The sequence below is a fragment of the Nocardiopsis sp. NPDC055879 genome (genome assembly GCF_053615935.1).
Genome location: NZ_JBSHCT010000002.1, coordinates 346,992 through 373,432, shown reverse-complemented (window position 1 = coordinate 373,432; position 26,441 = coordinate 346,992). Strand labels below are relative to the sequence as shown.

The window sequence follows — 26,441 nt, the reverse complement described above, 5'->3', positions numbered from 1 at the left end:
TGATTTGCCACGATCGGGCACGAACGGGTGGAGTTCTCCGGCCGGTGACCGTCCCAAGAAATCTCGGAGAACGGGCACCGGCCGGTATCCGATCAGAACAGGGCGGAGGTGAGCTTGCGGCGGGCCGCGCCCACGCGCGGGTCCCCGGCCGGCAGTAGGTCGAACAGGGACAGCAGGTGTTCGCGGGCCTTGTTCCGGTCCTCATCGGCGGTGCGCTTGATCGTGTCGATGAGGCGGTCGAAGGCGTCGTCGAACTTGCCGCCGTACATGAAGACGTCGGACACGACGATCTGGGCGTCGACGTCGTTCGGGCGGTCGACCGCGGCCTGCAGCGCGGCCTCGGGGTCCACGTCCTGGAGTCGGCCGATCAGGCGCACCTGCGCCAGCTTGGCCTTGACCTCGGCGTTCTTGGGGTCGGCGGCCAGCGCCTTCTCGAAGACCGCGGCGGCCGCGTCGAAGTCACCGCGTTCCAGGGCGGCCTGCGCCTCGACGTCGACCGGGTCGGCCTCGGGTTCGGGGGCGCCCTGGTCCTCGGGCATCGCGGAGGGGTCGCCGTCCACCGTGCCGGGGTGCCCCGGCGGGAGCATGCCCTGCTGGGCCAGGGCGCCGAAGACCTGGGTGAGCCCCTCACGGAGCTGCTCCTCGGTCGCCGGGCCCTGCATCAGGGGCATGACCTGACCCTGGACGGCGATGATGATGCTCGGCGCGCCCTGCACGCGCAACGCCTGCACCAGCTGAGGACTGGCCTCGCTGTCGATCTTGCCCAGGATCCAGTTGCCGCCGGAGCCCCTGGAGAGGTTGTCCAGGGCGTCCTCGACCTGCTTGGACTGCTCGGACCAGCCCGCGAGGACCGCGAGGACGACCGGCGCCGACAGAGAGCTCTCCAGCACCTGCTGGAAGGTGGCCTCATCGACGTTGACGGCGAAGGGGTTGGTACGACCGGCCGACTCGTCGGCGCGCTGCTTGGCCTCACGTTCCAAGGCCGCCTTGCGCGCCCCGAGGTCGACCGCACTGTTCGGTGAAAAGTCCGAAGGCTGCATACTCCCTATCCTGCCCCATCCCGAGGCGGTACGAGGACTCCGTACCGCCTCGGGCCCCAGAACGGTCAGGGGTTCGCGGACGGGAAGCGGCGGCGCTCGCCGACGCCGCTCAGAACTGCGGGTCCTCGGTGTAGGTACCGAACTCCTCGCCCATGGTCGCGCAGATCTCGCCGAGGGTCGCCTCGGACCGGGCCGCGTCCATGATGAGCGGGATGAGGTTGCCCTCGTCGGCCCGCACACCCTCCAGGAGTCGGGCCAGGGCACGGTCGACGACGGCCTGGTCGCGCGCGCCCTTGCGGTCGGTGAGGACGCGCTTTTGCTCGTGCTCCACCTCGTGGCTGATCTTGAGGATGTCGAGTTCCCCGGAGACCGTGTTGGTGTGGCAGTTGACGCCGACGATGCGCTTGTCGCCCTTCTCCAGGGCCTGCTGGTACTGGTAGGCGGACTCGGCGATCTCGGCGCCGAAGTAACCGTTGTCGATCCCGGCGAGGATGCCGGAGGTCATCGGGCCGATGGCGTGTTCGACGTCGTCACCGCCGCCCATGTGGCGGATGTGCGCGAAGATGCGCTCGGCCTCGGCCTCGATCTCGTCGGTGAGGGCCTCCACGTACCAGGAGCCGCCGAGCGGGTCGGCGACGTTGACCACGCCGGTCTCCTCCATGAGGACCTGTTGGGTGCGCAGGGCGATCTCGGCGGACTGTTCGGTGGGCAGGGCCAGCGTCTCGTCGAGCGCGTTGGTGTGCAGCGAGTTGGTTCCGCCCAGGACCGCCGAAAGGGCCTCCACGGCGGTGCGCACCACGTTGTTGTAGGGCTGCTGCGCGGTGAGGGACACCCCGGCGGTCTGGGTGTGGAACCGCAACCACTGGGCCTTCTCGCTCTTGGCGCCGTAGACGTCGCGGATCCAGCGGGCCCAGATGCGGCGGGCGGCGCGGAACTTGGCGATCTCCTCGAAGAAGTCGATGTGGGCGTCGAAGAAGAACGACAGGCCGGGGGCGAACCGATCGATGTCCAGCCCGCGGGAGAGACCGAGTTCGACGTAGCCGAAGCCGTCCGCGAGCGTGTAGGCGAGCTCTTGGGCGGCCGTGGCGCCGGCCTCACGGATGTGGTAGCCCGAGACCGACAGCGGTTTGAAGGCGGGGATGTGCTCCGCGCAGTACTCCATCAGGTCGCCGATGAGGCGCAGGTGGGGTTCGGGCGGGTACAGCCACTCCTTCTGGGCGATGTACTCCTTGAAGATGTCGGTCTGCAGCGTGCCGTTGAGGGTGCCGATGTCGACTCCCTGGCGTTCGGCCGCCACCAGGTACATGCAGAACGCCGGAATGGCGGGGCCGCTGATGGTCATGGACGTGGTGGTCTCGCCGAGGGGGATGCCGTCGAAGAGCAGGTCCATGTCGGCGACCGAGTCGATGGCCACACCGCAGTGACCGACCTCGCCCAGCGCCTGCGGGGAGTCGGAGTCGTAGCCCATGAGCGTGGGCATGTCAAAGGCCACGGACAGTCCACCGCCGCCGGAGGCGAGGATCATCTTGTAGCGCTCGTTGGTCTGGGTGGCGTTGCCGAAGCCGGCGAACTGGCGGATGGTCCAGGCGCGGCCGCGGTAGCCGGTGGGATAGAGCCCTCGGGTGTAGGGGTACTCCCCGGGCCAGCCGACGCGTTCGAAACCGGGGACCTCGGCACCGGGTCGCGGGCCGTAGACGGGTTCGAGCGGCTTCCCGGACAGGGAGGTGAAGTCGGCGTCGCGTTTGCGGGCGGTGTCGTACCTGCGCTGCCAGCGCTCGCGCCCGGCCTCGATGTCCCGGGCCTCGCCGCCGTTGGTGAGGTCTCCTGTGCTGTTCGCCATACCCAAATAGTAGGACGTCCAACTAAGTATGTACAGAAGAGCGAGCGACGGCGCGAACGGCGTTCGGCCGCTCAGGCGCCTCGCGCTTCCTCCGCCACCGGGGCGGGGAAGTCACCGAAGTCGACACGGAGCCGCACGAACATCTCGTGCATACGCCACAGCTCCTCCTCGGAGTAGCAGCCCACACCGAAGTCCATGCCCAGGAGTGCCCGGGTGGCCCCCTCGGTGACCTCGCGGCCCGTCTCGGTGATCTCCGCCAGCACCCCTCGACCATCGCTGGGGTTGGGCCTGCGCAGCACGAAGCCCTGTCCCTCCAAGCGGTCGATGGTGTTGGTGACACTGGTCGGGTGCACCATGAGGCGCTCGCCGATCTTGCCCAGGGGCAGCGATCCGGAGGCGCTGAAGGTGAGCAGGACCAGCGCCTCGTAGCGCGCGAAGGTCAGGCCGAACGGCTTGAGGGTGCCGTCCAGCTCACCGATGAGGATCTGTTGCGCGCGCATGAGCGAGGTGACCGCCGCCATCGCGGGCGAGGCGCCCCATCTCTGGCTCCAGTTGTCGTGCGCGCGTTCGATCGGGTCGAACGGAAGGTTCAAAGGGTTTCCCACGCCGTCACTCTAGGCGGTGCGCTCGGCACCGGGTCCCGCCGCGAAGCGGGTACGGATCCGACCGTCCTCGAAAATCCCACCGGCGACCTGCGACTTCGCGGATCGTCCCAAGAAACCCGTCGCGCGGGCGTTGACGCCGCCCGGAATTATTAGTTAAGTTTCCTAAAAATTAATCCCCCCACGTCAGTACGGCCCCGCCCCCACACTCGGCCGCTGACAAGCCCCCCAGGAGACCCCGACGTGAGCGCACGACGACTCAGGAACACACTCGCGGTTCCCGCCGCGGCGGTTCTCGCGGTACCGCTCGCACTGGCCTCGTCCCCCGCGGCCGCGCAGGAGGCCGACGCCTCCGACCTCACCGTGACCTACGTGGAGTCGGCCCGCTGGAACACCGGCTACACCGGCGAGATCACCGTCCACAACGCCTCCGACACCGACCTCGTCGACTGGACCCTCGAATTCGACCTCCCCGAGGGCAGCGCGGTCCACGAACTGTGGAACGCCTCCCTCACGGGTTCCTCGGGGGAGGGCTACACCGTCACTCCCCCGCACTGGGGCGCGGTCGTCCCCGCCGGCGGCACCTACGGCTTCGCGTTCAACGGCGTCCACTCCGATGGCGCCACCCACCTGTCGGACTGCACGATCAACGGCGCGAACTGCGCGGGCACCCCCTCCCCCGGCCCCGGGCACGACGCGATGAACGTCGCCTACTTCACCCAGTGGGGCCCGCGGGAACGCGACTACCACGTCCGTGACCTGGTGGAATCGGGCAGCGCCGACAAGCTGACCCACATCAACTACGCGTTCGGCAACGTGAGCACCGACGGCGAGTGCTTCATGACCGACGAGCCCGAGGAGGGCGACGCCCTCGCCGACTACGGCCGGGTGGTCCCCGCCTCGGAGAGCGTCGACGGTGCCGCGGACGGTCCCGGCCAGCCCCTGCGCGGCAACTTCAACCAGCTGCGCAAGCTCAAGGAGCTGTATCCGGAGCTGGCCGTCGACATCTCCCTGGGCGGCTGGAACTGGTCCAAGAACTTCTCCGACGCGGTGTCGACCCCCGAGTCCCGTGAGCGTCTGGTGAGCTCCTGCGTGGACCTGTACCTGCGCGGGAACCTCCCCGAGATCGACGGCACCGGTGGCGAGGGCGTCGCCTACGGGATCTTCGACGGCATCGACCTGGACTGGGAGTGGCCCGGATCCGACGGCCACCCCGACAACGTGGTGCGACCCGAGGACCGGGAGAACTTCACCGCCCTGGTCCGCGAGTTCCGCGAACAGCTCGACGAGTTGGGCGAGGAGACCGGCCGGCACTTCGAACTGAGTTCGTTCATGCCCGCGGGCGCCTGGCGACTGGACACCGGCTACGAGCTGGACGAGGTCATGACCGACTTCGACTTCGTCACCGTGCAGGGCTACGACTACCACGGCACCTGGGAGACGGTCACCAATCACCAGTCCAACCTGGCGCCCGACCCGAACGACCCCGGTGACGTGATCTCCGCCGAGACCAACCTCCAGGCGTACCTGGAGCGCGGGGTCGACCCCGCCAAGATCGTTCTGGGCGTGCCGTTCTACGGCCAGGGGTGGACGGGCGTGGAGCCCGGGCCGAACGACGACGGGCTGTTCCAGTCCGCTGAAGGGCCCGCCCCCGGCACCTACGCGGACGGCACCGAGGACTGGAAGGCCCTCAAGGATCTGAGCGGCTTCGAGGTACACCGCGACGACGATCTCGGTACCGCGTGGCTCTACGACGGCGAGACCTTCTGGACCTACGACGACGAGGTCGCCATGACGCAGAAGACCGACTGGGCCCTGGACAACGACCTGGGCGGCGTCATGATCTGGTCCATCGACGGCGACGACGCCGACGGAAGCCTCATCACCGCGATCGACGCGGCGTTGGGCGGATAGGCGAGAAGACTCCCGTTCGGCCGGGAGCCGAACGGGTCGTGACGGCGTCGGTGCTCTGATCCGGGGAGCACCGCCGCCCGGCCGGGGTGGACCGACGTGCGACGGTCCGCCCCGGCCCCTTCACGGGAACCTCTCCGGACGGAAAACTCGCCGGGTGGGCGATGAGTTCGGCGGGGAACAACGGTCCATACGGGTGAGGTCGTCCGCGGCGACGACCCTGACCGAAGGGACTCGGAGATGACCGGCACGCACACACTGAAGACCCCGGACGGAGTCCTCTACCACGAGGTCCAAGGCGAGGGGCCCCTCTTGGTCCTGACCGGGGCGCCCATGGGGGCCGACATGTTCGGGCCGTTGGCGGAGGCGCTCGCCACCACCCACACCGTGCTCACCCACGATCCGAGGGGCATCGGTCGTAGCGTGCTCGACGACCCCGACCAGGATTCCACCCCCGAGGCGCGCGCGGACGACCTCGTCGCGCTCTTGGACCATCTGGGTGTCGCCGAGGCCGACTTCCTCGGTTCCAGCGGCGGCGCCGTGACCACCCTGGCGCTGGCCGAGCGCCACCCCGACCGCGCCCGCGTCATCGTGGCACACGAGCCCCCGCTGCTCGGACTGCTGCCGGAGGCGGAGGAACAGTTCGCGATCACCGAGGAGATCATCGCGACCTACCATCGGGACGGCGCGGGGGCGGCGTGGCGCCGGTTCATGGCCAACGCGGGCTTCCCCACGTCCGAGGAGGACGCGGCGGGGCCCGACGCGAACCCCGCCGGGGAAGAGGACGATCCGAACGACCGCCGGTTCTACGTCCACGAACTCCGGGGCACCGTCCACCACCGGGTCGACCCCGCGCGGATCACCGCCGGGTCCGCACGGGTGGTCCCCGCGTTGGGGGCGGCCTCGGGTGGTCTGATCACCGACCGGACCACCCGGGCCTTGGCGGAATTGCTCGGCACCGTCCCCGTGGTGTTCCCAGGGGACCACGGGGGGTTCGTGGAGGACCCGAACGGGTTCGCCGGTGTCCTGCGCGAGGTCCTCGCCCCGGTCACGGAAGCGGGTCGGCGCCCAACTCCTTGAGCAGCAGGTCGGCGGCGGTGTAGGGGTCGCGATCTCCCACGGCCACCTCATGGGCCAGGGTGTCCAGGCCGCCGTCGGCCCCCACCCCGCCCAGGCGTGCGCGCAGCAACTCCAGCACGATGGCCTCGACCTCGCCCCGCGCGCGGGCACGGCGTCGTTCGGCCAGCTCACCGGAGGACTCCAGGTGGGCGAAGTGCTGTTCGACGCGCTCCCACAGCTCACCCACGCCCTCGTCCTGGGAGGCCACCGTCATGACGATCGGCGGCTTCCACTCGTGGTCGGTGCGGTCCTTCATCGCGATCATCTGACGCAGTTCGCGCAGGGTCGACCTGGCGCCGTCCCGGTCGGCCTTGTTGATCGCGAACACGTCGCCGACCTCTAGCACCCCGGCCTTGGCGGCCTGGACCGCGTCGCCCATCCCTGGGGCGCTCAACACCACGGTGGTGTCCGCCTGGCTCGCGATGTCGACCTCCGACTGGCCCACTCCCACGGTCTCCACGAGGATGACGTCGAACCCGGCCGCGTCCAGCACCCGCAGCGCGTGCGGCGTCGCCCACGACAGCCCGCCCAGATGGCCCCGGTTGGCCATGGAACGGATGTACACCTCGGGGTCGGCGGAGTGCTCCTGCATCCGCACCCGGTCACCCAACAGAGCTCCGCCGGTGAAGGGCGAGGAGGGGTCCACCGCCAGGACCGCGACCGACCTGCCCTGGGCCCTCGCGGCGCGCACCACGGCGTTGGTGGTGGTGGACTTGCCCACCCCCGGCGACCCGGTGAAGCCGACCACATGGGCCCGACCGGTGTGGGGCGCCAACCCCGCCATGATGGGACGCAGTCCCTCGGCGCCGTTCTCCACCAGGGTGATCGCGCGGGCCAGGGCCCTGCGGTCACCACCGCGGACCCGTTCGACCAGCTGGGGGGCGTTCATGTGACTCCTCGGGAAGTACCGCGCGGGGCGGAGGCTCATGGCCTTCCGCCCCGCGGTGGACAGGTGCGCCGTGCGACCGTTCGGGGGTGGCCCTGGCCGCACAGATTCGTTCGGACGTCGTTCGGGAGTTACTCGGCGGGCACCGAGAACAGCAGGGCGTCGCCCTGGCCACCGCCGCCGCACAGGGCCGCGGCACCCAGGCCACCGCCGCGCCGGCGCAGCTCGTGCACCAGGTGCAGGGCGATACGGGCACCGGAGGCGCCGATCGGGTGACCGATCGCGATGGCGCCGCCGTTGACGTTGACGATGTCCTCGGAGACGCCGAGGTCCTCGGTGGACTTCAGGCCCACCGCGGCGAACGCCTCGTTGATCTCGATGAGGTCCAGGTCCTCCACCTTCTTGCCCGCCTTGCCCAGGGCGTGCTTGATGGCGTTGGAGGGCTGGGAGTGCAGGGAGTTGTCGGGGCCGGCCACGTTTCCGTGCGCACCGATCTCGGCGAGGATCGGGGCGCCGAGCTCCTCGGCCTTGGCCCGGCTCATCACGACCACCACGGCGGCGCCGTCGGAGATCTGCGAGGAGGAACCGGCGGTGATGGTGCCCTCGCGGTCGAAGGCCGGACGCAACCTGCCCAGGCTCTCGGCCGTGGTGTCCGCGCGAACGCCCTCGTCATGCGAGAAGACGACCGGGTCGCCCTTTCGCTGCGGGATCTCGACGGGGACGATCTCCTCGTCGAACAGGCCCTTCTCGGCCGCGGCGGCGGCGCGTTGGTGCGAGCGGGCGGCGAAGGCGTCCTGCTCGGGGCGCTCGATGCCGAGCTTGCCGTTGTGGCGCTCGGTGGAGGCGCCCATGGAGTCGCCCTCGAAGGAGTCGGTGAGGCCGTCGTGCGCGGTGGCGTCCAGGACCTCGATGGAGCCGTACTTGTAGCCCTTACGGGACTTGGGCAGCAGGTGCGGGGCGTTGGTCATGGACTCCATGCCGCCGGCGACCACGACGTCGAACTCGCCCGCGCCGATGAGCTGGTCGGCGAGGGCGATCGCGTCCAGACCCGACAGGCAGACCTTGTTGATGGTCACCGAGGGGACGTCCATGGGGATGCCGCCCTTGACGGCGGCCTGACGGGACGGGATCTGGCCGGCGCCGGCCTGCAACACCTGTCCCATGACCACGTATCCGACCTGTTCACCGCTGATGCCGGCGCGCTCCAGGGCGGCCTTGATCGCGAAGCCGCCCAGGTCTGCGGCGGAGAACCCGGCGAGGGAGCCGAGGAGTCTGCCGGTGGGGGTCCGTGCCCCACCGACGATGACGGAACCGGGCATCTTAACTGGCCTCCAAGTGATGGGTGACGCACCTGGTCTGCAACGATACCCACACGGATCACATCGACGTTCGAGAGGTTCACCCGTGAGCGACGCACCCGTTCCCACCGGCCCGTTCTCCGGGCTGACCCGTCTGGACCACGTGGGTATCGCCTGCAAGGACCTGGACGCCTCCATTGATTTCTACCGGCGCACGTACGGCTTCGAGGTCGAGCACGAGGAGGTGAACGAGGAGCAGGGTGTACGCGAGGCGATGCTGCGGGTCAACGGCACCGACGACGGCGGCGCCACCTACCTCCAACTGCTGGAGCCGACCCGCGACGACTCCCCCGTCGCCAAGTTCCTGGAGCGCAACGGCGAGGGCGTGCACCACCTCGCGTTCGGCACCGCCGACGTGGCCGCGAGCGCGGCGGGGATCGGTGAGCGCGGGGTACGGGTCCTGGACGCCGAACCGCGCGCCGGCACCGCCGGTTCACGGATCGTTTTCCTTCACCCGAAGGACTGCGGTGGCGTTCTGACCGAATTGGTGCAAGGCTCGCACTGAGGGAACGCCCCATGATCGACCGGGCCGACGAAGTCACGGTGACGTCCCGAACGCATCACGTATTGACTTCCGCGAGAGCGGCCGACCTTGGACCCCACCGGAAGTTACACCAAACCCCCTTCCCCGGTGTTGCACGCTTGATAAAGTCGGCTAGCTGCCGGATGTACTTTTCTTCCGGCGTTGGTCCATGTCTTGCAGTCCGGTCGTGAACCGGGGCGGCCATAACCACCAACGACACCGACCGGATCGGCCCTCGTATCCGGGCGGAGTCGACCATCGCACCCATCCGCCCACACCCTCGGCGCACGTACCTCGGACTCACACCGTCCCGGGGGCACCGCAGTTCCCTCCTGCCGTCCCCGGCAGTACGCAAGTACAAGTAGCCGTCTCGCACCCGTTCAGGATTCCGCCACATGTCGTCAAACAACATCGACACCCAGCTCAACAACATCTTCGACGAAGACAACGCTCCGCCCGAGTTCGACGTGGTGTTGCGTGGCTTTGACCGCAACCAGGTGCAGGACTACCTCGACGGGCTCCGCCACGAGGTCAAGGAGGCCAACGGCGCGGCCGAGAAGTACAAGGCCGAGCTGAACTCCAAGCAGCGCCAGCTCCAGGAGCGCGAGCGTCCCACCTACTCCGGTCTGGGCTCGCGCATCGAGGAGCTGCTCCGTCTGGCCGAGGAACAGGCCAACGAGCTCGTCCAGGGCGCCCAGATCGACGCCAACGACATTCGTTCGGCCGCCAAGATCGAGGCCGCGGAGATGCGCGCCGCCGCGGAGTCCGAGGCCACCGAGGTCCGCACGCTCGCCCAGCGCGAGGCCGACGAACAGCGCCAGTCCGCCGAGTCCGAGGCGGAGGAGATCAGCACCACGGCCCGCCGTGAGGCCGACGAGCTGGCCTCCACCACCGAGCGCGAGGTCCAGAAGAAGCGCTCCGCCGTCGACCACGAGATCGCCGAGAAGCGCGCCACCTTCGAGGGCGAGATCGCCAAGCTGCGCACCACCACCGAGCGTGAGTGCGCCCAGGCCCGCGCCGCGGCCAAGCGCGAGCGCGACGAGACGATCCAGTCCGCCAAGAGCCAGGCCGAGGAGCTGCGCAAGAACGCCGAGCGCGCCTACGCCGAGTCCGAGGCCCGCCGTACCGAGACCGAGGACCAGTTCGAGCTGCAGCTGGCCGACCGTCGTGCCGAGGCCGAGCGTCAGGACGCCGAGCGTCTGGCCGCCGCCCAGGCCGCCACCCAGCAGATGGTCAGCGAGGCCGAGGAGCGCGCCCGTAGCGCCGAGGAGCGCGCCACCAAGGCCAGCCAGCAGGCCGAGCACACCCGCCGCGAGGCCGAGAACCACGCCAAGACGCTGGTCGGCAACGCCAAGAAGAACGCCGGCCAGATCGACGCCGACGCCAAGGCCAAGGCCGAGCACCAGGTCTCCGACTCCAAGGCGGAGGCCAACCGCATCATGGCCATCGCCAAGAAGGAGGTCGAGGAGCTCAACCGCCAGCGCGACAGCATCCAGTCGCACCTGCAGCAGCTGCGTCAGCTGCTCGGTGGCGGTGGCGCCGCTCCGGCGCCGGCCGCTCCGGCCGCCGCCGCGCCCGCGGCCATCCAGCAGGAGCCCGCTCCGGCGGCTCCGGCCGAGGAGGCCAAGCAGCCGGCCCACTCCGGTAAGGGCGCCGACGACGAGGACTGGTGGCAGGAGTAGTCACGACCTTCGTGGCCGTGACCGTCTGACACGGTGAAGGGCCCGGGTCCCCCGCGGGGGTTCCGGGCCCTTCGTCATGTGTGGAGGCGCGAGGCTACACGGTGTCCTTCTCCCAGGGGCCATCCCACTCGGTGGGCAGCGGAGACGCCTCGGGGTTGACCCGTTGGACGATCTCGTCGAGGACTCGGCGCACATAGGGTTCACCGACCCACAGGTGCTTGGCTCCGTCCACCCCGATGATCTCCGCCCGGGTTAGCGGGGCGAAGCGTTCACGTGCCTCGTCGGGCTTGAGGTAGTCGTCGTGTTCGGGGACCAGCGCCACCACCGGCTTACCGGACTCGGCCCACACCGCCATGTCCGACTCGTCGGCCCGGTGCAGGGGTGGGGACAGCAGGATGGCGCCCTTCACCTGGGGGTCGCAGCCCCACTTGAGCGCGAGTTCGGTACCGAAGGACCAGCCCAGGAGCCAGGGTCGGGGGAGTTCCTCGAACTCGGTGAACTCGATCGCGGCGAGCACGTCGTGCTTCTCGGTCTCTCCCTCGCCGAACTCGCCCTGGCTGGTGCCGTGCCGGGAGGTGGTGCCCCGGGTGTTGAACCGAAGGACCGCGATGTTGGCCAACGCCGGCAGCCGGAAGGACGCCTTGCGCAGCACGTGGCTGTCCATCATGCCCTCGGCGGTGGGCAGCGGGTGCAGGCACACGATGGTGGCGGCCGGCTTCCCACCCTCGGGCATCGCCAGTTCCCCGACCAGTTCGAGGCCGTCGGCGGTGTGCAGGGTGATGGGGCGCCGATCGGCGGGCAGCACCGTGGTGGCTCGGATCTCCATGGCTCCTTCTTCGGTGGGGTCCGGAATCAGTATCGGGGGGCCCTGGGTGAGCGGTGGGAGCGCCGTTCCCAACAGGAGGAGTGCCAGTGACGCCGATCGCCGCCGTCGCCGTAGGGGCGCCAGGCGACCACGTGCGGCATACCGGTGGGGATCTCCTGGGCGCAACCGGGACAACGGTAGACCTTGGTGGCGGCCGATCCGGGTATGCGACGGGTGACGTACTCACCGTCCGGTCCGGTCTCGCGGCGTTGCCCCCCGGAGATACGCAGCATGAGGGCGTCCTCGTCGGGGGGACCGGCCGCCGACTTGCGGCCGGACTTACGGCGGGGGCTGTTTCGGCGCGGGCTCACCGTTCAAGGGTAGAAGAGAGACGACAGTGGCCGCCATCACACCCTGGGGTGCGATGACGGCCGAGGTGAGGCGGAGGCGCTGAGTGGACACCGCTCAGTGGCAGGCGCAGCCGCCGTGGCCCTCGGACTCCTCCACGTCGGGCAGGCGATCCATGAGCAGCGGGGCGGGCACCGCGATGGTGGTGAGGCTGTACTCGCCCATCGACACCAGGGTGGTGATGACAGACTCGGCGCCGCGGTCCTCCAGGAGTTCGGTCGGACCCTTCGGGTAGCCGCAGCCGAACCGCAGGGCGGTGTCGACGTCCTTGGCGGAGGCGTAACCGTCGCCGATCATGCGCATGGCGTCGTCGATCTGCGCCGCGATAAGCATCTCGCCGATGTCGAGGGTCTCCTCCTCGCGGACCATCTGGGCGAGACGACCGGTGCGCTGCGGCTCGGGGGCGTCGTCCTTGCCCTTGTAGAAGCCCTGTCCGGTCTTGCGGCCGAGGCGGCCGGCGGCGACCATGCGGCGCAGCAGCGGGGAGGCGGAGTAGCGCGGGTCGTGGAACTCATCCCACAGCACGTCCATGACGGCCAGGCACACGTCCAGGCCGACCAGGTCGGCGAGGGTGAGCGGGCCCATCGGCAGGCCGGCGGCCTTCTTGACGGACTCGTCGATCTCCTCACGGGTGGCGATCCGCCGCTCGTAGAGGCGGATGCCGTCGTTGATGTAGGGCACCAGCAGGGCGTTGGCCACGAAACCGCCGCGGTCGCCGACCGTGATCGGGGTCTTGCCGACGCGCTTGGCGACCTCGGTGACGACGTCGACGGTCTCGTCGGCGGTGGAGACGGTGGTGATGACCTCGGCCAGCTTCATGACCGGGGCCGGGTTGAAGAAGTGCAGACCGACGACCTTCTCGGGGCGGTCGGTCAGCGCGGCGATCTCGGTGACCGACAACGAGGACGTGTTGGTCGCCAGGATCGTGCCGGGAGCGCAGATCCGGTCGAGGTCGCCGAACACGTCGCGCTTGATGTCCATGCGCTCGGGGACGGCCTCGACGACGAAGTCCACGTCGGCCAGGTCCTCGCGGGACGCGCTGAACGTGAAGCGCGCGTCGATCTCGGAGCGTTCCTCCTCGGTGAGTTTGCCCTTTTCGACCGCGCGAGAGAGGGACTTGTCCACGTGACCTCGGCCGCGGTCGAGGGCGGCCTGGTCGATCTCGACCCCGACGACATTGAAGCCCGCACGGGCGAACACCTCAGCGATGCCCGCACCCATCGTGCCCAGTCCAACGACGCCGACCTTCTTGAATTCCTGCACCATGGGCCCCACTTTAGACGCCTCGAACCACGAGACCGCGCACCGGTACCCCTTCCGTCCTACTCGTTGGTAGTCGGCCCGGGGGACGATCGGCGACCGGCCGGAACGACCGCGATCGCCGCCGCGGCGAACACCGCGCCCACCGCGAACACCCACGGCAGCCCGGCCACCGTGATGACCACCGCCATGAGCAGTGGGGTCAGCGTGGTGCTGATCGCCTGCAACCAGTTCTGCACGGCGAGCGCCCGACCGGCCCACGCGGTTCCGGCGATCTCCGCCACGGAGGTGAAGGTCAGCCCGTTGTGCCACATGGTCAGGACCAGGCAGACCAGCACCAAGGGCACCGCGCTCCACGACCAGGCCGGTGGCAGGAACGTGAGCAGGAGCAGGACGAGGGCGCCGGACGCGGCGAGGGCTCGGACGGGTCGCATGCGTTCACCGGTGCGGTCGGAGACCGCGCCCAGGACCAGACGGCCGACCGCGCCCGGCACCTGCGCGGCGGCGACCACCACTCCGGCGGCGGGCGCGCCCCACCCTTGTTCCTGCACGAGGTAGAGGACGGCGTAGGTCATCAACGTGACCTGGGGAACGCCCAGGAGCATGCTCACTCCGTGCACGCGCCAGATCGTCCACTTCCGGTAGGGCGAACGAGACGGTCCGTCCGCGGCCTCCCGCTCGCCTTCCGGTGTGCTTCGCGATCGTTCGGTCCGGGGCGGTTCCGTGGGCATGGCCAGGACCAGGGGGACCGCCGCCAGGGCGAGCAACGCCGGCAGGGTCATGGCCCCCACGAATCCCCAGGCCTCGGCGGCGCCGGGCAGTACCAGCGCGGATATCCCGACCCCCACGGGCAACCCCGATTGTCGGATGCCCATCGCCAGTCCGCGTTCCCCGGCGGTGAACCAGGTGAGGACCAGACGGCCGCTGGCGGCGTTGACGGGACCGCCTACCGCGCCGAGGAGCAGGAAGACCGCCGCCACCGACCACAGACCGGGCGCGATCCACAACAGTCCGAGGGTGCCCGCGGTCAGGGTCAGGCTGAGCGCCATGGTGCCGCGCTCCCCCACTCGGTCGATGACCACGCCCCAGACCAGCAGGGTGAGCAGCAGCCCGAAGGACGGCAGTCCGGCCAGCACACCGGCCTGGGCGGTACTCACCCCGAAGTCCTCGCGCAGCCGCGGTAGGACCACCGGGATCCCGAAGATCGCCGAGACGCTCGCCACCTGCGCGACCATGCTGATGGACAGGACGACCCAACGATTGCGCACGAGCATCCGGACAGCCTAGGGGTGAGGAGGTCTTCGGTCTCGTCCCGGAACGCCTCGAACCGTCCTCAAGGGCCCACCGGAAGCGGTAACGTGACGTCCCGTGCGTCTTGTCATCGCGCGGTGCAGCGTCGACTATGCCGGCCGGCTCACCGCCCACCTGCCCATGGCTCCCCGCCTGATCCTCATCAAGGCGGACGGGAGCGTGTCCATCCACGCCGACGATCGGGCGTTCAAGCCGCTGAACTGGATGAACCCGCCGTGCAAACTGCGGGAGGAGACCGTCGAGGACGGCCCGGACGTGTGGACGGTCACGCACGACAAGTCCGGGGAGAAGCTCGTGCTGACGATGGAGGAGATCATGCACGACTCCTCCCACGAACTCGGCAAGGATCCCGGCCTGCAAAAGGACGGGGTCGAAGCGCACCTTCAGGAGCTGCTGGCCGAGCACATCACCACGCTCGGCGAGGGTTACACGCTCATCCGCCGCGAGTACCCCACCGCGATCGGTCCGGTGGACATCCTGTGCCGCGACGGGGAGAGCAAGACCGTGGCGGTGGAACTGAAACGACGCGGCGACATCGACGGCGTCGAACAGCTCACCCGCTACCTGGAGCTGCTCAACCGCGACCCGTCCCTGGCCCCGGTCACCGGTGTGTTCGCCGCCCAGGAGATCAAGCCCCAGGCCAAGGTCCTGGCCGAGGACCGCGGCATCTCGTGCGTGGTTCTGGACTACGACGAACTCCGCGGCATCGAGCCCGACACCCTCCGCCTGTTCTGATCCCCCGCCCCTGAGAGGGCACTTTCCAGACCCCGGGCCCGTGTCCTCCCATCGGAGGACACGGGCCCGTCCTCGTAGCGGATACCACCGCCTTCCGGCTCTCGGGAGGATCGGTGTATGAGCGATACGGTCATCGAGGTCACCGACCTCTGTAAGCGTTACGGCGACACCGAAGCCGTCGCCGGCGTCGACCTGGACATCGAGCGCGGTGAGATCTTCGCGCTGCTGGGCCCCAACGGCGCGGGCAAGTCCACCACCGTCGAGATCCTGGAGGGGTTCCGCGGACGTGACGGCGGGGAGGTCCGGGTACTGGGTGAGGACCCCGGCCTGGCGGGGCGCGCCTGGCGCTCCCGGGTCGGCGTCGTCTGGCAGAAGGAGACCCTCGTCCCGAAGCTGCCGGTGCGCGACGTCGTGCGGCACTTCGCCGCCTACTACCCCCTGGCCGACGACCCCGACGAGGTGATCGAGCGGGTGGGGTTGGCCCACAAGTCCCGCGAACTCGCCGAGTCCCTGTCCGGTGGGCAACTGCGCCGCCTGGACGTGGCCCTGGGCATCGTCGGCCGCCCCGAACTCCTCTTCCTGGACGAACCCACCACCGGCTTCGATCCCCGGGCCCGGCGGGAGTTCTGGGGACTGATCCGGGCCCTGGCCGCCGGCGGAACCACCATCGTGCTCACCACCCACTACCTGGAGGAGGCCGAGGCACTGGCCGACCGGGTGTGCGTGATGGCGCGTGGCCGGGTCCGGGCGATCGACACCCCCGCGGCCCTCGACGGGCGGGCCTCTCGCCAGGCCACCGTGCACTGGCGTGAGGAGGGCGAACGCCGGGAGGTCCGCACCGATGAGCCCACCCGGGTGGTCGCGGGACTGGCCGGCCGTTTCGTCGGTGAGATCCCGGAACTGAGCGTGCGCCGTCCCACCCTGGAGGAGGTCTACCTCGGCATGATCAAGGACGACCACGTGACAGAGGAGGTCTCGGGATGAGCGCCCGGACGACCGATCCGACCACCACGACCGCGACCGCCCTTCCCTCACCACCTTCCCGGGGACGCCCGCCCGGCGCGCTGCGCCTGGGTCTGTCCCGGGGATGGGTGGAGATCCGCACCTTCTCCCGCGAGTGGGAGGGGGTCCTGTTCACCTTCGCCCTGCCCACGGTCATCCTCACCCTGTTCGCGACCGTCATGGGCGGGTTCTTCGACATGGGGATGCCCGCCGTCGACTACTTCCTGCCCGGCCTCATCGCCATGGGCCTGATGTCGGTCAGCTTCCAGACCCTGGGCGTCTCGATCGCCACCGAACGGGAGTACGGCATGCTGCGGCGGTTGCGCGGCACCCCGATGCCGCCCAGCGCCTACTTCGTCGGCAAGACCATCCTGGTGCTGTTCCTCGCCCTGGGACAGGTGGTCCTTCTCCTGGGGGTGGCCCGCCTGTTCTTCGACGCCACACTGCCCACCACCGTGCAGGCGTGGGCGATCATGGCGTGGGTGTTCGTCCTGGGCACCATCGCCTGCTCGCTGCTCGGTATGGCGGTGAGCTCGCTGGCCCGCACCCCGCAGGCGGCGTCGGCCGTGGTGACCTTCCCCTTCCTCATCCTGCAGTTCGTCTCGGGCATCTTCGTGCCGGTGATGGCCCTGCCGGAATGGCTGCTGAACCTCGCGTCCCTCTTCCCGTTGCTGTGGATGGCCCAGGGCATGCGCGCCGCGTTCTTCCCCGAGGCCATGGCCGCGCTCGAACCTTCGGGGGCCTGGGACCTGCCCATGGTCGCCCTGGCACTGGGGATCTGGTGTGTGGTGGGCTTGGCCGTGACACTGACGACGTTTCGCTGGAAGACGCGCAAGGACGGGTGAACGTGATGACGGATCCGGGCGCGGAGGAGGCCGAGGGCACCGCCGACCCGGGGTCCGGCTCCCGGCGCCGCAAGACCCGCCCCTCGGTCGAGTGGCACGCGTGGGATCTGGGTCGCTGGTGGCATCTCACCTTCACCGTCGCGATGCTCGCCATGGTCGCGCTCGCGCTGATCAGCGGGCCGGAGCGGTGGCGATGGGCGACGGCGGCGCTGATGGCCACGGTCCCGGTGGTGTACTTCGTGTTCGCCCGCCCCGTGCTCAGCGTCGACAGCGACCTGCCCGGAAACCGGCGGTCCCTGGGTCTGATGCTGCTGTTCCTGCTTCCGGCCCTGCCCGCGGTCATCCTCAACCCCACGCTGTTGATCTCGCTGGTCGCGATCGCCCCGGCGTTGTTCATGACCGTGGGCAGCGCCTACGCCGTGCCCACCCTGGCGGTGCTGTTGCTGTGTCCCTCCCTGTTGGAGGGGCTGCTGGGCCGCAAGGACTGGGAGTTCGTCGGAATCACCTTGCTGGTCAACGGGGCGATCCTGGGGTACGCCCTGTGGTTCAGTGGCTGGATCGAACGCATCATCTTCCAGAGCGCCGAGCGTTTCATCCTCATCGAACAGCTGAGCCAAAGCCGCGAGGAGGCCGCCCGGCTGTCCGAGCAGGCGGGGGCGATGACCGAACGCGAACGGTTGGCCCGGGAGCTGCACGACACCCTCGCCCAGGGGTTCACCAGCATCATCACCCTCACCCAGGCGGTGGAGTCGGAGCTGGACACCGACCCCGCGACCGCCCGCCGGCACCTGGCCTTGATGCGCGAGACCGCCGCCGAGAACCTGGCCGAGGCACGCGCGATGGTCGCCGCCCGGCGGTCGGTCACGGTGGAGGGCGACGACCTGGACGGAGCGCTCACCCGGATCGGGGAACGCCTCGGCCGCGAACTGGGCATCGAGGTGACCGCGACGGTCATGGGCTCCCCCGAGGAGCTCTCCAACGACCTGCGGGTGTGTCTGCTGCGCACCGCCCAGGAGGCACTGGCCAACGTCCGCAAGCACGCCGAGGCCGACAGCGCCCGGGTCACGCTCACCTACACCGACGTCGGTGTCTCCTTGACGGTGGCCGACGACGGCGCCGGCTTCGACGTCTCCCTTCCCTGCGACGGCAACGGGTTGGCGAACATGCGTCACCGGGCCGGGTCGGTCGGCGGGATCCTGGACCTGGACAGTGCGCCCGGTCGGGGCACCACCGTCCGTCTCACCATTCCCCGCGACGAAGCGGAGGAGTGACCCGTGTCGCAGAGAGAAGGCCGCACCATGATCCGCGTCCTCCTGGTGGACGACCATCCCGTGGTCCGTGAGGGCATCCGCGGCATGCTCAGCGCCGAACCCGACCTGGAGATCGTGGGCGAGGCCGGTTCGGGCCCCGAGGCGGTGGTCCGGGCCGCCGCCCTGGAACCCGACGTGGTCCTGATGGACCTGCGCATGCCCGGCGGTGACGGGGCGCAGGCCACCGAACGGATCCGCGCCGACCACCCCGCCGTCCACGTGCTGGTGCTCACCACCTATGACACCGACACCGACATCCTGCGCGCGGTGGAGGCCGGCGCCACCGGCTACCTGCTCAAGGACACCCCGCGCGCGGAGTTGGCCGACTCGGTTCGTTCGGCGGCCCGAGGCGAGACGGTGCTCAGTGGGCGTCTGGCCGGAAAACTGTTCTCCCGCGTGCGGCGCGATCCCGAACCGGAGAAACCGGCGGCGCTGTCGCCTCGCGAGGTGGAGGTGCTCCGTCTGGCGGCGGACGGGCACACCAACGCGGCGATCGGTCGGGCCCTGCGCATCAGCGCCACCACGGTCAAAACCCACTTGATGCGCGCGTACGAGAAACTGGGGGTGGGCGACCGGACCGCGGCGGTCTCCCAGGCGCTACGTCGCGGGTTGCTCCCCGACAAGTGAGATCTCAGGGCCTTCTCAGGGGATTCCCCGGATGCCGCGTCCGCGGACCCTCGGAACAATAGAACTATGGTGGACACGATGAGCGAACTCACCCCCCACGAGGACCACAACGCACGGATGCGGGCGTCGGACGCCGACCGTGACGCCGTCGCACACCGTCTCCGGGAGGCCCTGGCCGAGGGCCGCCTGGACCCCGACGAGCACGGGGAGCGTCTGGACGCGGTCTATCGCGCCAAGACCCTCGGCGAGCTCGTCCCCCTCACCCGAGACCTGCCGGACACCGGCGCCGCGCCCATGCCGGCCCCCACCGACTTCCGTTCACCCCGTCCCGTCTACGGTGCGGGCCGGATCGTGGACATGCCGCCCAGCAGCCGGACCTCCCTGGTACTGATGGGCGGCGCCGACCGTTCCGGGAACTGGGTCCTCCCGGGCACGTTCACCGCGGTGGCGGTGATGGGCGGTATCGAACTCGACCTGCGCGAGGCCAGGTTCACCCAGCGCGAGACGACCATCTGGATCGGCACGGCGATGGGCGGTATCGGGATCATCGTCCCCGACGACGTCCAGGTGCGCGTGCACGGCCTGCCGATCATGGGCGGCTTCGGGATCGAGGGGAACACCCCCAGCGTGGTGGACCCGGGCGCCCCGATCGTGCACATCCGTGGGATCGCGGTGATGGGCGGCGTGGGCGTCGAGTACCGGGCGCGCAAGCACCAGAACGAGAACGAGAGGTAGCCGCCCGACCGCACCCCGCCCCCGTGGTCGAGACATTCCGGTCGATTTCGGCCGTCCATCCAACCACAGTGCCCACCCGTGTGTAAGGTCTGTGGCTGATTGTGGCAATGTGGCGCACCCACCCTTGCCGCCGCCCCCTGGCGGTGCGAGGCTTCAGCGGTACCCCGCCCACCCACGAGTCCATCCCCCATTCCACGGTTCGATGGACCCCCGCATACGGGAGGAAGCATCGTGCGTCCGAACCATCCCGGGCAGCCGCCCGCGGCCCCCTCACCCCGACGGCGCAGAGCCACCACCGCGGGTGTGGCCGCCCTGTGCCTCACCGCGGGCACCCTGGCGAGCGGCCCGGCCCACGCCGACGAGCTGCCCCTGTCGGAGGCCGTGACCGCCGAGGCGATCCAGGCCCACCTGACCAACCTCGACACCATCGCCGAGTACAACGGCGGAAACCGGGCCAGCGCCACCCCCGGCTACGACGTCGCGGCCCTGTACATCGAGGACCAGCTCGAACGCGCCGGATACGAGCCCTACCGCCACGAGTACGACTACGAGTCCTGGCGGGAGAACACCCCCGCGGTGCTCGCCCGGACCGCCCCGGACGAGCGCGCCTACGAGCTCGACGAGGACTACGTCACCATGAGCTACTCCAGCGCCGGTGACGTGACGGCCCCCGCCGTCGCGGTCAACACCGACAGCGAGGAGAGCGGCTGCTCCCCCGACGACTTCGCCGACTTCCCCGAGGGCGCGATCGCCATCACCCTCCGCGGCACCTGCCCGTTCGGTGACAAGGTGCAGAACTCCGCCGACGCCGGTGCCTCGGCCGCCGTGGTCGTCAACAACGAGGACGAGGTCTTCCTCGGCACCGTCGGCGAGACCTCCGGCATCCCGGCCATCGGTGTCTCCGGCCTGGTCGGCGCGGACCTGCTCACCACCTCGGACCTGGAACTCCAGGTCACCGTGGACTCGGAGGTCACCCAGGAGAGCTCCTACAGCGTCCTGGCCGAGACCCCCGGCGGCAAGGACGACAACGTGGTGGTCGTCGGCGGCCACCTGGACAGCGTCGAAGAGGGCCCGGGCATCAACGACAACGGCAGCGGCGTCGCCTTCGTCCTGGAGACCGCCCTGCGCCTGGCCGAGAAGGAGGACCCGAACAACAAGGTCCGTTTCGCCTTCTGGGGCACCGAGGAGTCCGGTCTGGTCGGCTCCAACGAGTACGTGGCGGGCCTGTCCGAGCAGGAGGTCGAAGACATCGCCCTCTACCTCAACTTCGACATGATCGGCTCGCACAACTACGGCCGGTTCGTCCTGGACGGCCGCATGGACCTGCCCGAGTCCGGTGGCGCCCCCGCCGGCTCCGGTGCCATCGCCAAGGTCTTCGAGGACTACTTCGAGGACCAGGGCCAGGTCAGCGAGCCCGGCGTGCTGAGCGGGCGAAGCGACTACTCGGCCTTCATGCTGGCGGGCGTCCCCTCCGGTGGTCTGTTCTCCGGCGCCGACGGCATCAAGACCGAGGAGCAGGTCGAGTGGTACGGCGGTGACGAGGGCGAGATGTTCGACCCGTACTACCACACGCCGGACGACACGATGGAGAACGTCAACTGGGACTCGGTGGCCGAACTGTCGGCCGCGGGCGCGCACGGCGTGGAGTTCCTCGCCGAGAGCACGCTGCCGGTGAACGGTGTGCTGCCCTTCAGCGCCCCGGCCCCGGTGGACCTGCCACGTCTGGGCGACGCCTGGGTGCGCTAGCGGTGTTCGGCTCCACCGACCGGCTCTGACAGGTGAAAGGGCGGGTGGCGTGAACCCCCCGGTTCCACGCCACCCGCCCTCAGCGGTGTCTCCCCCCGCGCCATCCGCCCGGACGGTCCCCCTCTGTCCCGTCCGGGGGCATTATGCGCGAACACCGCCGGAAACTACTTTCCGTAGCTCCCTGATTCCTCAAGGTATCAGCGAAACGCGCCATCATCACCCCCCGATATCGAACAGTTATCCTCAGTGAGGATCTCGTGCTCACGGGACCGGCGAGGCCCCGTTGACGGGCGCTCCCCTAGGCTGAGGCCCATGACCAAACGGGACACGGACAAGCCGGTCGTACTGTCGAAGATCTACACCCGGACCGGAGACGCCGGAAGCACGGCGCTCGGCGACATGAGCAGGACCTCCAAGAACGACACCCGACTCGTCGGATACGCCGACGCCGAGGAGGCCAACGCCGCCATCGGGGTCGCGTTGGCCATGGGCGAACTGCCCGAAGACGTACGGACGCTACTGGTCCGGGTGCAGAACGAGCTCTTCGACCTGGGAGCGGACCTGTCCACGCCCATCGTCGCCGACCCCGAGTACCCGCCGCTGCGCGTCCTCCCCGAGTACGTGGAGCGCCTGGAGGAGGCCTGCGACACCTACAACGCGGACCTGCCCACGCTGCGCAGCTTCATCCTGCCCGGCGGCTCCCCCACCGTGGCGTTGGTGCACACCGCGCGCATCGTGGTGCGACGGGCCGAACGTTCGGTGTGGGCCGCGATCGAGGAGCACGGCGACAGCGTCAACCCGCTCACCGCCCAGTACCTCAACCGACTCTCGGACCTGCTGTTCATCCTCGGCCGCCACGTGGCCGAGGAGGGCGACGAAGTCCTCTGGAAGCCCGGTGGGGAGCGTTAGCGCTCCAACTCGCGCTCGACGGCGGCGACCTTACCGCGCAGGCCGTCGGTGACACCGTCCCGGACATCGACCTTGAGCGTCACGCTCACCCGGGACGCGCCCCCACCGGCGGCCGCCACCGCGCGTTTGACCACGTCCATGACCTCGTCCCACTCACCCTCGACGGTGGTGAACATCGCGGAGGTCTCGTTGGGCAGCCCGCTCTCGCGTACGACCCTGACCGCGCGCGCCACCGCGGGCGCGACGGACTCACCTGTACCGAGCGGGGAAACCGAGAAAGCAACGATGGTACTCATGCGGCCATGGAAACACAGAGGCCCCGCCGGTGTGAACCAGGCGGGGCAGGACATCGCCGGAAGGCTCAGGCCTCCCAGTGGGTCCCCGGGGGCATCGACTCGATCCACGACAGGAAACCGGTGAGCTGACGCTCCCCCATGGCCACCTCGTAGACCGCCTTCTCCGGGTCGGCGCCGTCCGCGGCGATCCAGCCGATCTCCAGGACCGTCACATCGGCCGGCAGTGAGGCGTCCACCCGTTCCGCGCCGGAACCCTCGTTCCCCGCCATCCGGGGACGACGCCCCACAACGACGAGACCGCGGCGCGACAGTCGAACTGTCGGCCGCGGTCGGAGCGAGAGGACGGGGTACCAGCCGAAGCCACCGGTGCCGTACCGGCCGAAACCGACACGCCAGGTGCCCCGGCGCCCCTTGCCCCCGCATACGCGCAGATAACACTCGATGGCGCCCCCACTGCGCACCAGGACGAAACGTCGCAGGGCACCGGCGAGGACCACCACCACGATGAGGGCGACGAGGATGAGGAGCACCCACCACAGGGACTCCGACCACGGTGTTCCCGGCAGCTGCTCCACCACTCGTCACGCCTCTTTCGCTTCGCTAGGCGACTTCCTCGCCGGCGGCGCGCAGACGGCTGCGGGCACGCCCGGCGGCGAGACTGTCGCCCTCCTCGGTCGCACTCGTCAGAGCCTGACGCGCACGGTCCACATCGATGTCCTCGGCGAGCTCGGCGGTCTCGGCGAGGATGGAGACCCGACCCTCACCCGACACCGAGACGTACCCGCCGTGGGCGGCGGCCTTGACCTCACCGGTCTCTCGGGCCCCCAGCACGCGAACGACCGCGTCCTGGGCGAGCAGCGACAGCACCGGCACGTGGCCGGGCATGACGCCGATCTCGCCCTCGACGGTCTTCGCGATGACCATGTCGCCCTCGCCTGCCCAAACCTCACGGTCGGGAGAGACGATCTCGACGAAAAGCTTCTTCGACACTGTCACAAACTCCTCGGCTAGCGGGTGGGTTCGGCGGGGCCGAGTACGAATCGATACTCGGCCCCGCCTGGCTGGCCCCGCCCGTCGCCCCCGGGCTCACGGCCGGGGGCACTGACGCGCAGTCCTAGCCTTCCTGAAGCTTCTTGGCCTTCTCCACGACCATGTCGATGTTGCCGACGTCGAGGAAGGCCTGCTCGGGAAGGTGGTCGTACTCGCCGTCGCACAGACCCTTGAAGGAGGCGATGGTCTCCTCCAGGGGAACGAACACGCCCGGGGTACCGGTGAACTTCTCCGCCACGAACATGTTCTGGGAGAGGAAGCGCTCCAGGCGACGAGCACGGTTGACGATGATCTTGTCCTCTTCGGACAGCTCGTCCATACCGAGGATGGCGATCTGGTCCTGCAGGTCGTTGTTGCGCTGCAGGATCTCCTTGACCCGCTGGGCGACGTCGTAGTGCTCCTGACCCACGTACTGCGGGTCCAGGATGCGCGAGGACGAGGCCAGCGGGTCCACCGCCGGGTAGATGCCCTTCTGCGAGATCGGCCGGGAGAGCTCGGTCGTCGCGTCCAGGTGGGCGAAGGTCGTCGCCGGAGCCGGGTCGGTGTAGTCGTCCGCGGGGACGTAGATCGCCTGCATCGAGGTGATCGAGTGACCACGCGTCGAAGTGATCCGCTCCTGGAGCTGACCCATCTCGTCCGCCAGGTTGGGCTGGTAACCCACGGCCGAGGGCATACGGCCCAGCAGCGTGGAGACCTCCATACCCGCCTGGGTGAAACGGAAGATGTTGTCGATGAAGAGCAGCACGTCCTGACCCTGGACGTCACGGAAGTACTCCGCCATCGTCAGAGCCGAGAGCGCCACGCGCAGACGGGTGCCCGGGGGCTCGTCCATCTGGCCGAAGACGAGCGCGGTGTCCGGGAGGACGCCCATCTCGTCCATCTCCAGGAAGAGGTCCGTACCCTCACGGGTGCGCTCACCGACACCGGCGAACACGGACACACCACCGAAGTTTCGGGCGATACGGGTGATCATCTCCTGGATGAGCACCGTCTTGCCCACACCCGCGCCACCGAAGAGGCCGATCTTCCCACCGCGCACGTACGGGGTGAGGAGGTCGATCACCTTGATGCCCGTGACCATCATCTCGGTCTTGGACTCAAGCTGGTCGAAGGAGGGGGCCTTGCGGTGGATCGGCCAGCGCTCGGTCACGCCGAGCTCGGCCGTGGGCACGTCCATGGACTCGCCCAGGGTGTTGAACACGTGGCCCTTGACGATGTCGCCGACGGGCACGCTGATGGGCGCGCCGGTGTCGCGGACCTCGGCGCCACGGACCATGCCGTCCTGCGGGGCGAGGGAGATGGCGCGCACCAGGTTGTCACCCAGGTGCTGGGCGACCTCCAGGGTGACGACCTTGTCCTTGCCACCGATGCTCACATCGGTGTGCAGGGCGTTATAGATGCCGGGCAGGGAGCCGACGGGGAACTCCACGTCGACGACCGGGCCGGTGACCCGGGCGATCCGACCGGTGGCGGTGCCGGCGCCGGTCGTCTCTTCAACTGTCGTTGACACTTCTCTTACTCACTTCCCGCGCTGGACCCAGAGAGTGCATCGGCACCGCCGACAATCTCACTGATCTCATTGGTGATCTCGGCCTGACGGGCCTGGTTGGCCAGGCTGGTCAGGTTCTTGACGAGTTCTTCCGCGTTGTCGGTCGCGGCCTTCATGGCCGCGCGACGGGACGCCTGCTGGGAGGCGGCCGATTCGAGGAGGGAAGCGTAGATCCGGTTGACCACGTACTGCGGCAGCAGCTGGTCCAGGACCTCCTCGGCCGAGGGCTCGAACTCGTAGAGCGGCAGCGCCTCGCCACCGTGGCTCTCTTCGAGTTCCTCCGCCTCGACCTCCTCCACCTCCAGCGGAAGAGCGCGAACCGCCCCGGCCCGCTGGGTCAGCATCGACACGAACTCCGTGGAGACCACGTGGATCTCGTCGACACCACCCTCGGCGGTGTCCAGGGAGAACCTCTCCATGAGAGCGGAGCCGATCTCCTGGGCGTGCGCGTAGGTCGGACGCTCGGTGATGCCTTCTTCCCAGGACCGCTCGACCGCACGGTCACGGAACTTGTAGAAGGCCGCACCCTTGCGACCCACCATGTAGGTGAGAACCTCCTTGCCCTGCTCCCGAAGAAGCTGGGTGAGGGACTCGGCCTCCTTGATGACGTTGGTCGAGAAGGCGCCGGCCAGACCCTTGTCGCTGGTGATGACCAGGACGGCGGCACGGGTGGGGTTCTCGGCCTCGGTCAGCAGCGGGTGATCGGTCACCCGGCTGGCGAGGGCGGACACCGCCCGCGTGATCTCCCGTGCGTAGGGGCCTGCAGCCTCGGCCGCGCGCTGCGCCTTGGTGATGCGCGTGGCGGCGATCAGCTCCATCGCACGGGTGATCTTCGCCGTCGCCTTCGTCGCACGGATCCTCCGGCGATAGACGCGAAGCTGTGCACCCATGG

26 protein-coding genes are annotated in these 26,441 nt (G+C 69.3%); 12 read left to right on the top strand and 14 right to left on the bottom strand.

Translation table 11 applies throughout. From position 1 onward, the window contains the following. Nucleotides 1–92: 92 nt before the first annotated feature. From ACWGKS_RS03880 to ACWGKS_RS03870, 3 genes are all read right to left on the bottom strand, one after another. Entirely contained in the window at nucleotides 93–1,040 is a 948-nt protein-coding gene (locus ACWGKS_RS03880) for a tetratricopeptide repeat protein (protein ID WP_358512152.1), read from the bottom strand. 109 nt (nucleotides 1,041–1,149) lie between these two features. Further along, nucleotides 1,150–2,880: an acyl-CoA mutase large subunit family protein gene (locus tag ACWGKS_RS03875; protein WP_358512155.1), complete on the bottom strand. Its 1,731-nt coding sequence runs from the start codon at nucleotides 2,878–2,880 to the stop codon at nucleotides 1,150–1,152. A 71-nt stretch (nucleotides 2,881–2,951) separates the two neighbouring features. Beyond that, nucleotides 2,952–3,473: a MarR family transcriptional regulator gene (locus ACWGKS_RS03870; protein WP_358512280.1), complete on the bottom strand. Its 522-nt coding sequence runs from the start codon at nucleotides 3,471–3,473 to the stop codon at nucleotides 2,952–2,954. 252 nt (nucleotides 3,474–3,725) lie between these two features. On the opposite strand from ACWGKS_RS03870, the gene ACWGKS_RS03865 reads away from it, so the two are divergent. Further along, nucleotides 3,726–5,396, top strand: coding sequence for a glycosyl hydrolase family 18 protein (locus tag ACWGKS_RS03865; protein WP_358512158.1), 1,671 nt, complete (start codon nucleotides 3,726–3,728; stop codon nucleotides 5,394–5,396). A gap of 237 nt (nucleotides 5,397–5,633) precedes the next feature. Then, nucleotides 5,634–6,473: an alpha/beta fold hydrolase gene (locus ACWGKS_RS03860; RefSeq protein ID WP_358512161.1), complete on the top strand. Its 840-nt coding sequence runs from the start codon at nucleotides 5,634–5,636 to the stop codon at nucleotides 6,471–6,473. Here the strand turns inward: ACWGKS_RS03860 and meaB are convergent. Together meaB and ACWGKS_RS03850 are read right to left on the bottom strand one after the other, a co-directional pair. Continuing rightward, nucleotides 6,442–7,401: a methylmalonyl Co-A mutase-associated GTPase MeaB gene (meaB, locus tag ACWGKS_RS03855; RefSeq protein ID WP_358512164.1), complete on the bottom strand. Its 960-nt coding sequence runs from the start codon at nucleotides 7,399–7,401 to the stop codon at nucleotides 6,442–6,444. The two genes, ACWGKS_RS03860 and meaB, sit on opposite strands and share 32 nt — an antisense overlap. A 128-nt stretch (nucleotides 7,402–7,529) precedes the next feature. Then, entirely contained in the window at nucleotides 7,530–8,717 is a 1,188-nt protein-coding gene (locus ACWGKS_RS03850) for an acetyl-CoA C-acetyltransferase (RefSeq protein WP_358512167.1), read from the bottom strand. An 85-nt stretch (nucleotides 8,718–8,802) separates the two neighbouring features. On the opposite strand from ACWGKS_RS03850, the gene mce reads away from it, so the two are divergent. Together mce and ACWGKS_RS03840 are read left to right on the top strand one after the other, a co-directional pair. After that, nucleotides 8,803–9,261, top strand: coding sequence for a methylmalonyl-CoA epimerase (gene mce, locus ACWGKS_RS03845; RefSeq protein WP_358512170.1), 459 nt, complete (start codon nucleotides 8,803–8,805; stop codon nucleotides 9,259–9,261). 413 nt (nucleotides 9,262–9,674) lie between these two features. After that, nucleotides 9,675–10,961: a DivIVA domain-containing protein gene (locus ACWGKS_RS03840; protein ID WP_452521657.1), complete on the top strand. Its 1,287-nt coding sequence runs from the start codon at nucleotides 9,675–9,677 to the stop codon at nucleotides 10,959–10,961. 94 nt (nucleotides 10,962–11,055) lie between these two features. Here ACWGKS_RS03840 and ACWGKS_RS03835 read toward each other — a convergent pair whose 3' ends face one another. The 4 genes from ACWGKS_RS03835 to ACWGKS_RS03820 all read right to left on the bottom strand — a co-directional run bounded on the left by ACWGKS_RS03835 (nucleotide 11,056) and on the right by ACWGKS_RS03820 (nucleotide 14,708). Further along, nucleotides 11,056–11,787, bottom strand: a complete 732-nt coding sequence (locus ACWGKS_RS03835; RefSeq protein WP_358512176.1) for an alpha/beta hydrolase — start codon at nucleotides 11,785–11,787, stop codon at nucleotides 11,056–11,058. Nucleotides 11,788–11,813: 26 nt separating this feature from the next. Then, nucleotides 11,814–12,137: an ATP/GTP-binding protein gene (locus ACWGKS_RS03830; protein ID WP_358512179.1), complete on the bottom strand. Its 324-nt coding sequence runs from the start codon at nucleotides 12,135–12,137 to the stop codon at nucleotides 11,814–11,816. 94 nt (nucleotides 12,138–12,231) lie between these two features. Continuing rightward, nucleotides 12,232–13,440, bottom strand: coding sequence for a 3-hydroxyacyl-CoA dehydrogenase (locus tag ACWGKS_RS03825; protein WP_358512182.1), 1,209 nt, complete (start codon nucleotides 13,438–13,440; stop codon nucleotides 12,232–12,234). A gap of 56 nt (nucleotides 13,441–13,496) precedes the next feature. Then, on the bottom strand, nucleotides 13,497–14,708 hold the full coding sequence (locus ACWGKS_RS03820) for an MFS transporter (RefSeq protein WP_358512184.1): 1,212 nt from the start codon (nucleotides 14,706–14,708) through the stop codon (nucleotides 13,497–13,499). A gap of 94 nt (nucleotides 14,709–14,802) precedes the next feature. Here ACWGKS_RS03820 and nucS point away from each other — a divergent pair, with 94 nt between their 5' ends. The 8 genes from nucS to ACWGKS_RS03780 all read left to right on the top strand — a co-directional run bounded on the left by nucS (nucleotide 14,803) and on the right by ACWGKS_RS03780 (nucleotide 22,654). Further along, nucleotides 14,803–15,480 carry an endonuclease NucS gene (gene nucS / locus ACWGKS_RS03815; RefSeq protein ID WP_358512187.1) on the top strand — a complete coding sequence of 226 codons (678 nt, stop codon included), beginning with the start codon at nucleotides 14,803–14,805 and terminating at the stop codon, nucleotides 15,478–15,480. 117 nt (nucleotides 15,481–15,597) lie between these two features. Continuing rightward, nucleotides 15,598–16,464: an ABC transporter ATP-binding protein gene (locus ACWGKS_RS03810; RefSeq protein WP_452521653.1), complete on the top strand. Its 867-nt coding sequence runs from the start codon at nucleotides 15,598–15,600 to the stop codon at nucleotides 16,462–16,464. Then, nucleotides 16,461–17,327: an ABC transporter permease gene (locus ACWGKS_RS03805; protein WP_358512193.1), complete on the top strand. Its 867-nt coding sequence runs from the start codon at nucleotides 16,461–16,463 to the stop codon at nucleotides 17,325–17,327. The genes ACWGKS_RS03810 and ACWGKS_RS03805 overlap by 4 nt, the downstream gene beginning before the upstream one ends. 5 nt (nucleotides 17,328–17,332) lie before the next feature. Continuing rightward, entirely contained in the window at nucleotides 17,333–18,598 is a 1,266-nt protein-coding gene (locus ACWGKS_RS03800) for a sensor histidine kinase (RefSeq protein WP_358512283.1), read from the top strand. 27 nt (nucleotides 18,599–18,625) lie between these two features. Beyond that, nucleotides 18,626–19,264 carry a response regulator transcription factor gene (locus ACWGKS_RS03795; RefSeq protein WP_358512285.1) on the top strand — a complete coding sequence of 213 codons (639 nt, stop codon included), beginning with the start codon at nucleotides 18,626–18,628 and terminating at the stop codon, nucleotides 19,262–19,264. Between the two features lie 66 nt (nucleotides 19,265–19,330). Beyond that, a complete protein-coding gene (locus ACWGKS_RS03790) occupies nucleotides 19,331–19,999 on the top strand; it encodes a DUF1707 SHOCT-like domain-containing protein (RefSeq protein ID WP_358512195.1) in 669 nt (222 codons plus the stop codon). A 231-nt stretch (nucleotides 20,000–20,230) separates the two neighbouring features. Further along, on the top strand, nucleotides 20,231–21,745 hold the full coding sequence (locus tag ACWGKS_RS03785; RefSeq protein ID WP_452521651.1) for a M20/M25/M40 family metallo-hydrolase: 1,515 nt from the start codon (nucleotides 20,231–20,233) through the stop codon (nucleotides 21,743–21,745). A 312-nt stretch (nucleotides 21,746–22,057) separates the two neighbouring features. Then, nucleotides 22,058–22,654 carry a cob(I)yrinic acid a,c-diamide adenosyltransferase gene (locus ACWGKS_RS03780; protein ID WP_358512201.1) on the top strand — a complete coding sequence of 199 codons (597 nt, stop codon included), beginning with the start codon at nucleotides 22,058–22,060 and terminating at the stop codon, nucleotides 22,652–22,654. On the opposite strand, the gene ACWGKS_RS03775 is transcribed toward ACWGKS_RS03780, so the two are convergent. The 5 genes from ACWGKS_RS03775 to ACWGKS_RS03755 all read right to left on the bottom strand — a co-directional run bounded on the left by ACWGKS_RS03775 (nucleotide 22,651) and on the right by ACWGKS_RS03755 (nucleotide 26,439). After that, complete coding sequence (locus ACWGKS_RS03775) at nucleotides 22,651–22,950, bottom strand: MTH1187 family thiamine-binding protein (protein WP_452521648.1); 300 nt, start codon at nucleotides 22,948–22,950, stop codon at nucleotides 22,651–22,653. The two genes, ACWGKS_RS03780 and ACWGKS_RS03775, sit on opposite strands and share 4 nt — an antisense overlap. Nucleotides 22,951–23,015: 65 nt before the next feature. Next, nucleotides 23,016–23,528 (bottom strand): DUF2550 domain-containing protein, encoded by a 513-nt coding sequence (locus ACWGKS_RS03770; protein WP_358512206.1) that lies wholly within the window; start codon nucleotides 23,526–23,528, stop codon nucleotides 23,016–23,018. A 22-nt stretch (nucleotides 23,529–23,550) separates the two neighbouring features. Further along, nucleotides 23,551–23,940 carry a F0F1 ATP synthase subunit epsilon gene (locus ACWGKS_RS03765; RefSeq protein ID WP_358512208.1) on the bottom strand — a complete coding sequence of 130 codons (390 nt, stop codon included), beginning with the start codon at nucleotides 23,938–23,940 and terminating at the stop codon, nucleotides 23,551–23,553. A 124-nt stretch (nucleotides 23,941–24,064) separates the two neighbouring features. Beyond that, nucleotides 24,065–25,510: a F0F1 ATP synthase subunit beta gene (gene atpD, locus ACWGKS_RS03760; RefSeq protein WP_358512210.1), complete on the bottom strand. Its 1,446-nt coding sequence runs from the start codon at nucleotides 25,508–25,510 to the stop codon at nucleotides 24,065–24,067. A 5-nt stretch (nucleotides 25,511–25,515) separates the two neighbouring features. Continuing rightward, nucleotides 25,516–26,439: a F0F1 ATP synthase subunit gamma gene (locus ACWGKS_RS03755; RefSeq protein ID WP_358512213.1), complete on the bottom strand. Its 924-nt coding sequence runs from the start codon at nucleotides 26,437–26,439 to the stop codon at nucleotides 25,516–25,518. Nucleotides 26,440–26,441: the final 2 nt, after the last annotated feature.

Bases quoted from the DNA above. Each gene is read 5' to 3' on its own strand.
- ACWGKS_RS03880 (WP_358512152.1), bottom strand. From the start codon at position 1,040: ATGCAGCCTTCGGACTTTTCACCGAACAGTGCGGTCGACCTCGGGGCG.
- ACWGKS_RS03875 (WP_358512155.1), bottom strand. From the start codon at position 2,880: ATGGCGAACAGCACAGGAGACCTCACCAACGGCGGCGAGGCCCGGGAC.
- ACWGKS_RS03860 (WP_358512161.1), top strand. From the start codon at position 5,634: ATGACCGGCACGCACACACTGAAGACCCCGGACGGAGTCCTCTACCAC.
- meaB (WP_358512164.1), bottom strand. From the start codon at position 7,401: ATGAACGCCCCCCAGCTGGTCGAACGGGTCCGCGGTGGTGACCGCAGG.
- ACWGKS_RS03850 (WP_358512167.1), bottom strand. From the start codon at position 8,717: ATGCCCGGTTCCGTCATCGTCGGTGGGGCACGGACCCCCACCGGCAGA.
- ACWGKS_RS03840 (WP_452521657.1), top strand. From the start codon at position 9,675: ATGTCGTCAAACAACATCGACACCCAGCTCAACAACATCTTCGACGAA.
- ACWGKS_RS03835 (WP_358512176.1), bottom strand. From the start codon at position 11,787: ATGGAGATCCGAGCCACCACGGTGCTGCCCGCCGATCGGCGCCCCATC.
- ACWGKS_RS03825 (WP_358512182.1), bottom strand. From the start codon at position 13,440: ATGGTGCAGGAATTCAAGAAGGTCGGCGTCGTTGGACTGGGCACGATG.
- ACWGKS_RS03820 (WP_358512184.1), bottom strand. From the start codon at position 14,708: ATGCTCGTGCGCAATCGTTGGGTCGTCCTGTCCATCAGCATGGTCGCG.
- ACWGKS_RS03810 (WP_452521653.1), top strand. From the start codon at position 15,598: ATGAGCGATACGGTCATCGAGGTCACCGACCTCTGTAAGCGTTACGGC.
- ACWGKS_RS03805 (WP_358512193.1), top strand. From the start codon at position 16,461: ATGAGCGCCCGGACGACCGATCCGACCACCACGACCGCGACCGCCCTT.
- ACWGKS_RS03800 (WP_358512283.1), top strand. From the start codon at position 17,333: ATGACGGATCCGGGCGCGGAGGAGGCCGAGGGCACCGCCGACCCGGGG.
- ACWGKS_RS03795 (WP_358512285.1), top strand. From the start codon at position 18,626: ATGATCCGCGTCCTCCTGGTGGACGACCATCCCGTGGTCCGTGAGGGC.
- ACWGKS_RS03790 (WP_358512195.1), top strand. From the start codon at position 19,331: ATGGTGGACACGATGAGCGAACTCACCCCCCACGAGGACCACAACGCA.
- ACWGKS_RS03780 (WP_358512201.1), top strand. From the start codon at position 22,058: ATGACCAAACGGGACACGGACAAGCCGGTCGTACTGTCGAAGATCTAC.
- ACWGKS_RS03775 (WP_452521648.1), bottom strand. From the start codon at position 22,950: ATGAGTACCATCGTTGCTTTCTCGGTTTCCCCGCTCGGTACAGGTGAG.
- ACWGKS_RS03755 (WP_358512213.1), bottom strand. From the start codon at position 26,439: ATGGGTGCACAGCTTCGCGTCTATCGCCGGAGGATCCGTGCGACGAAG.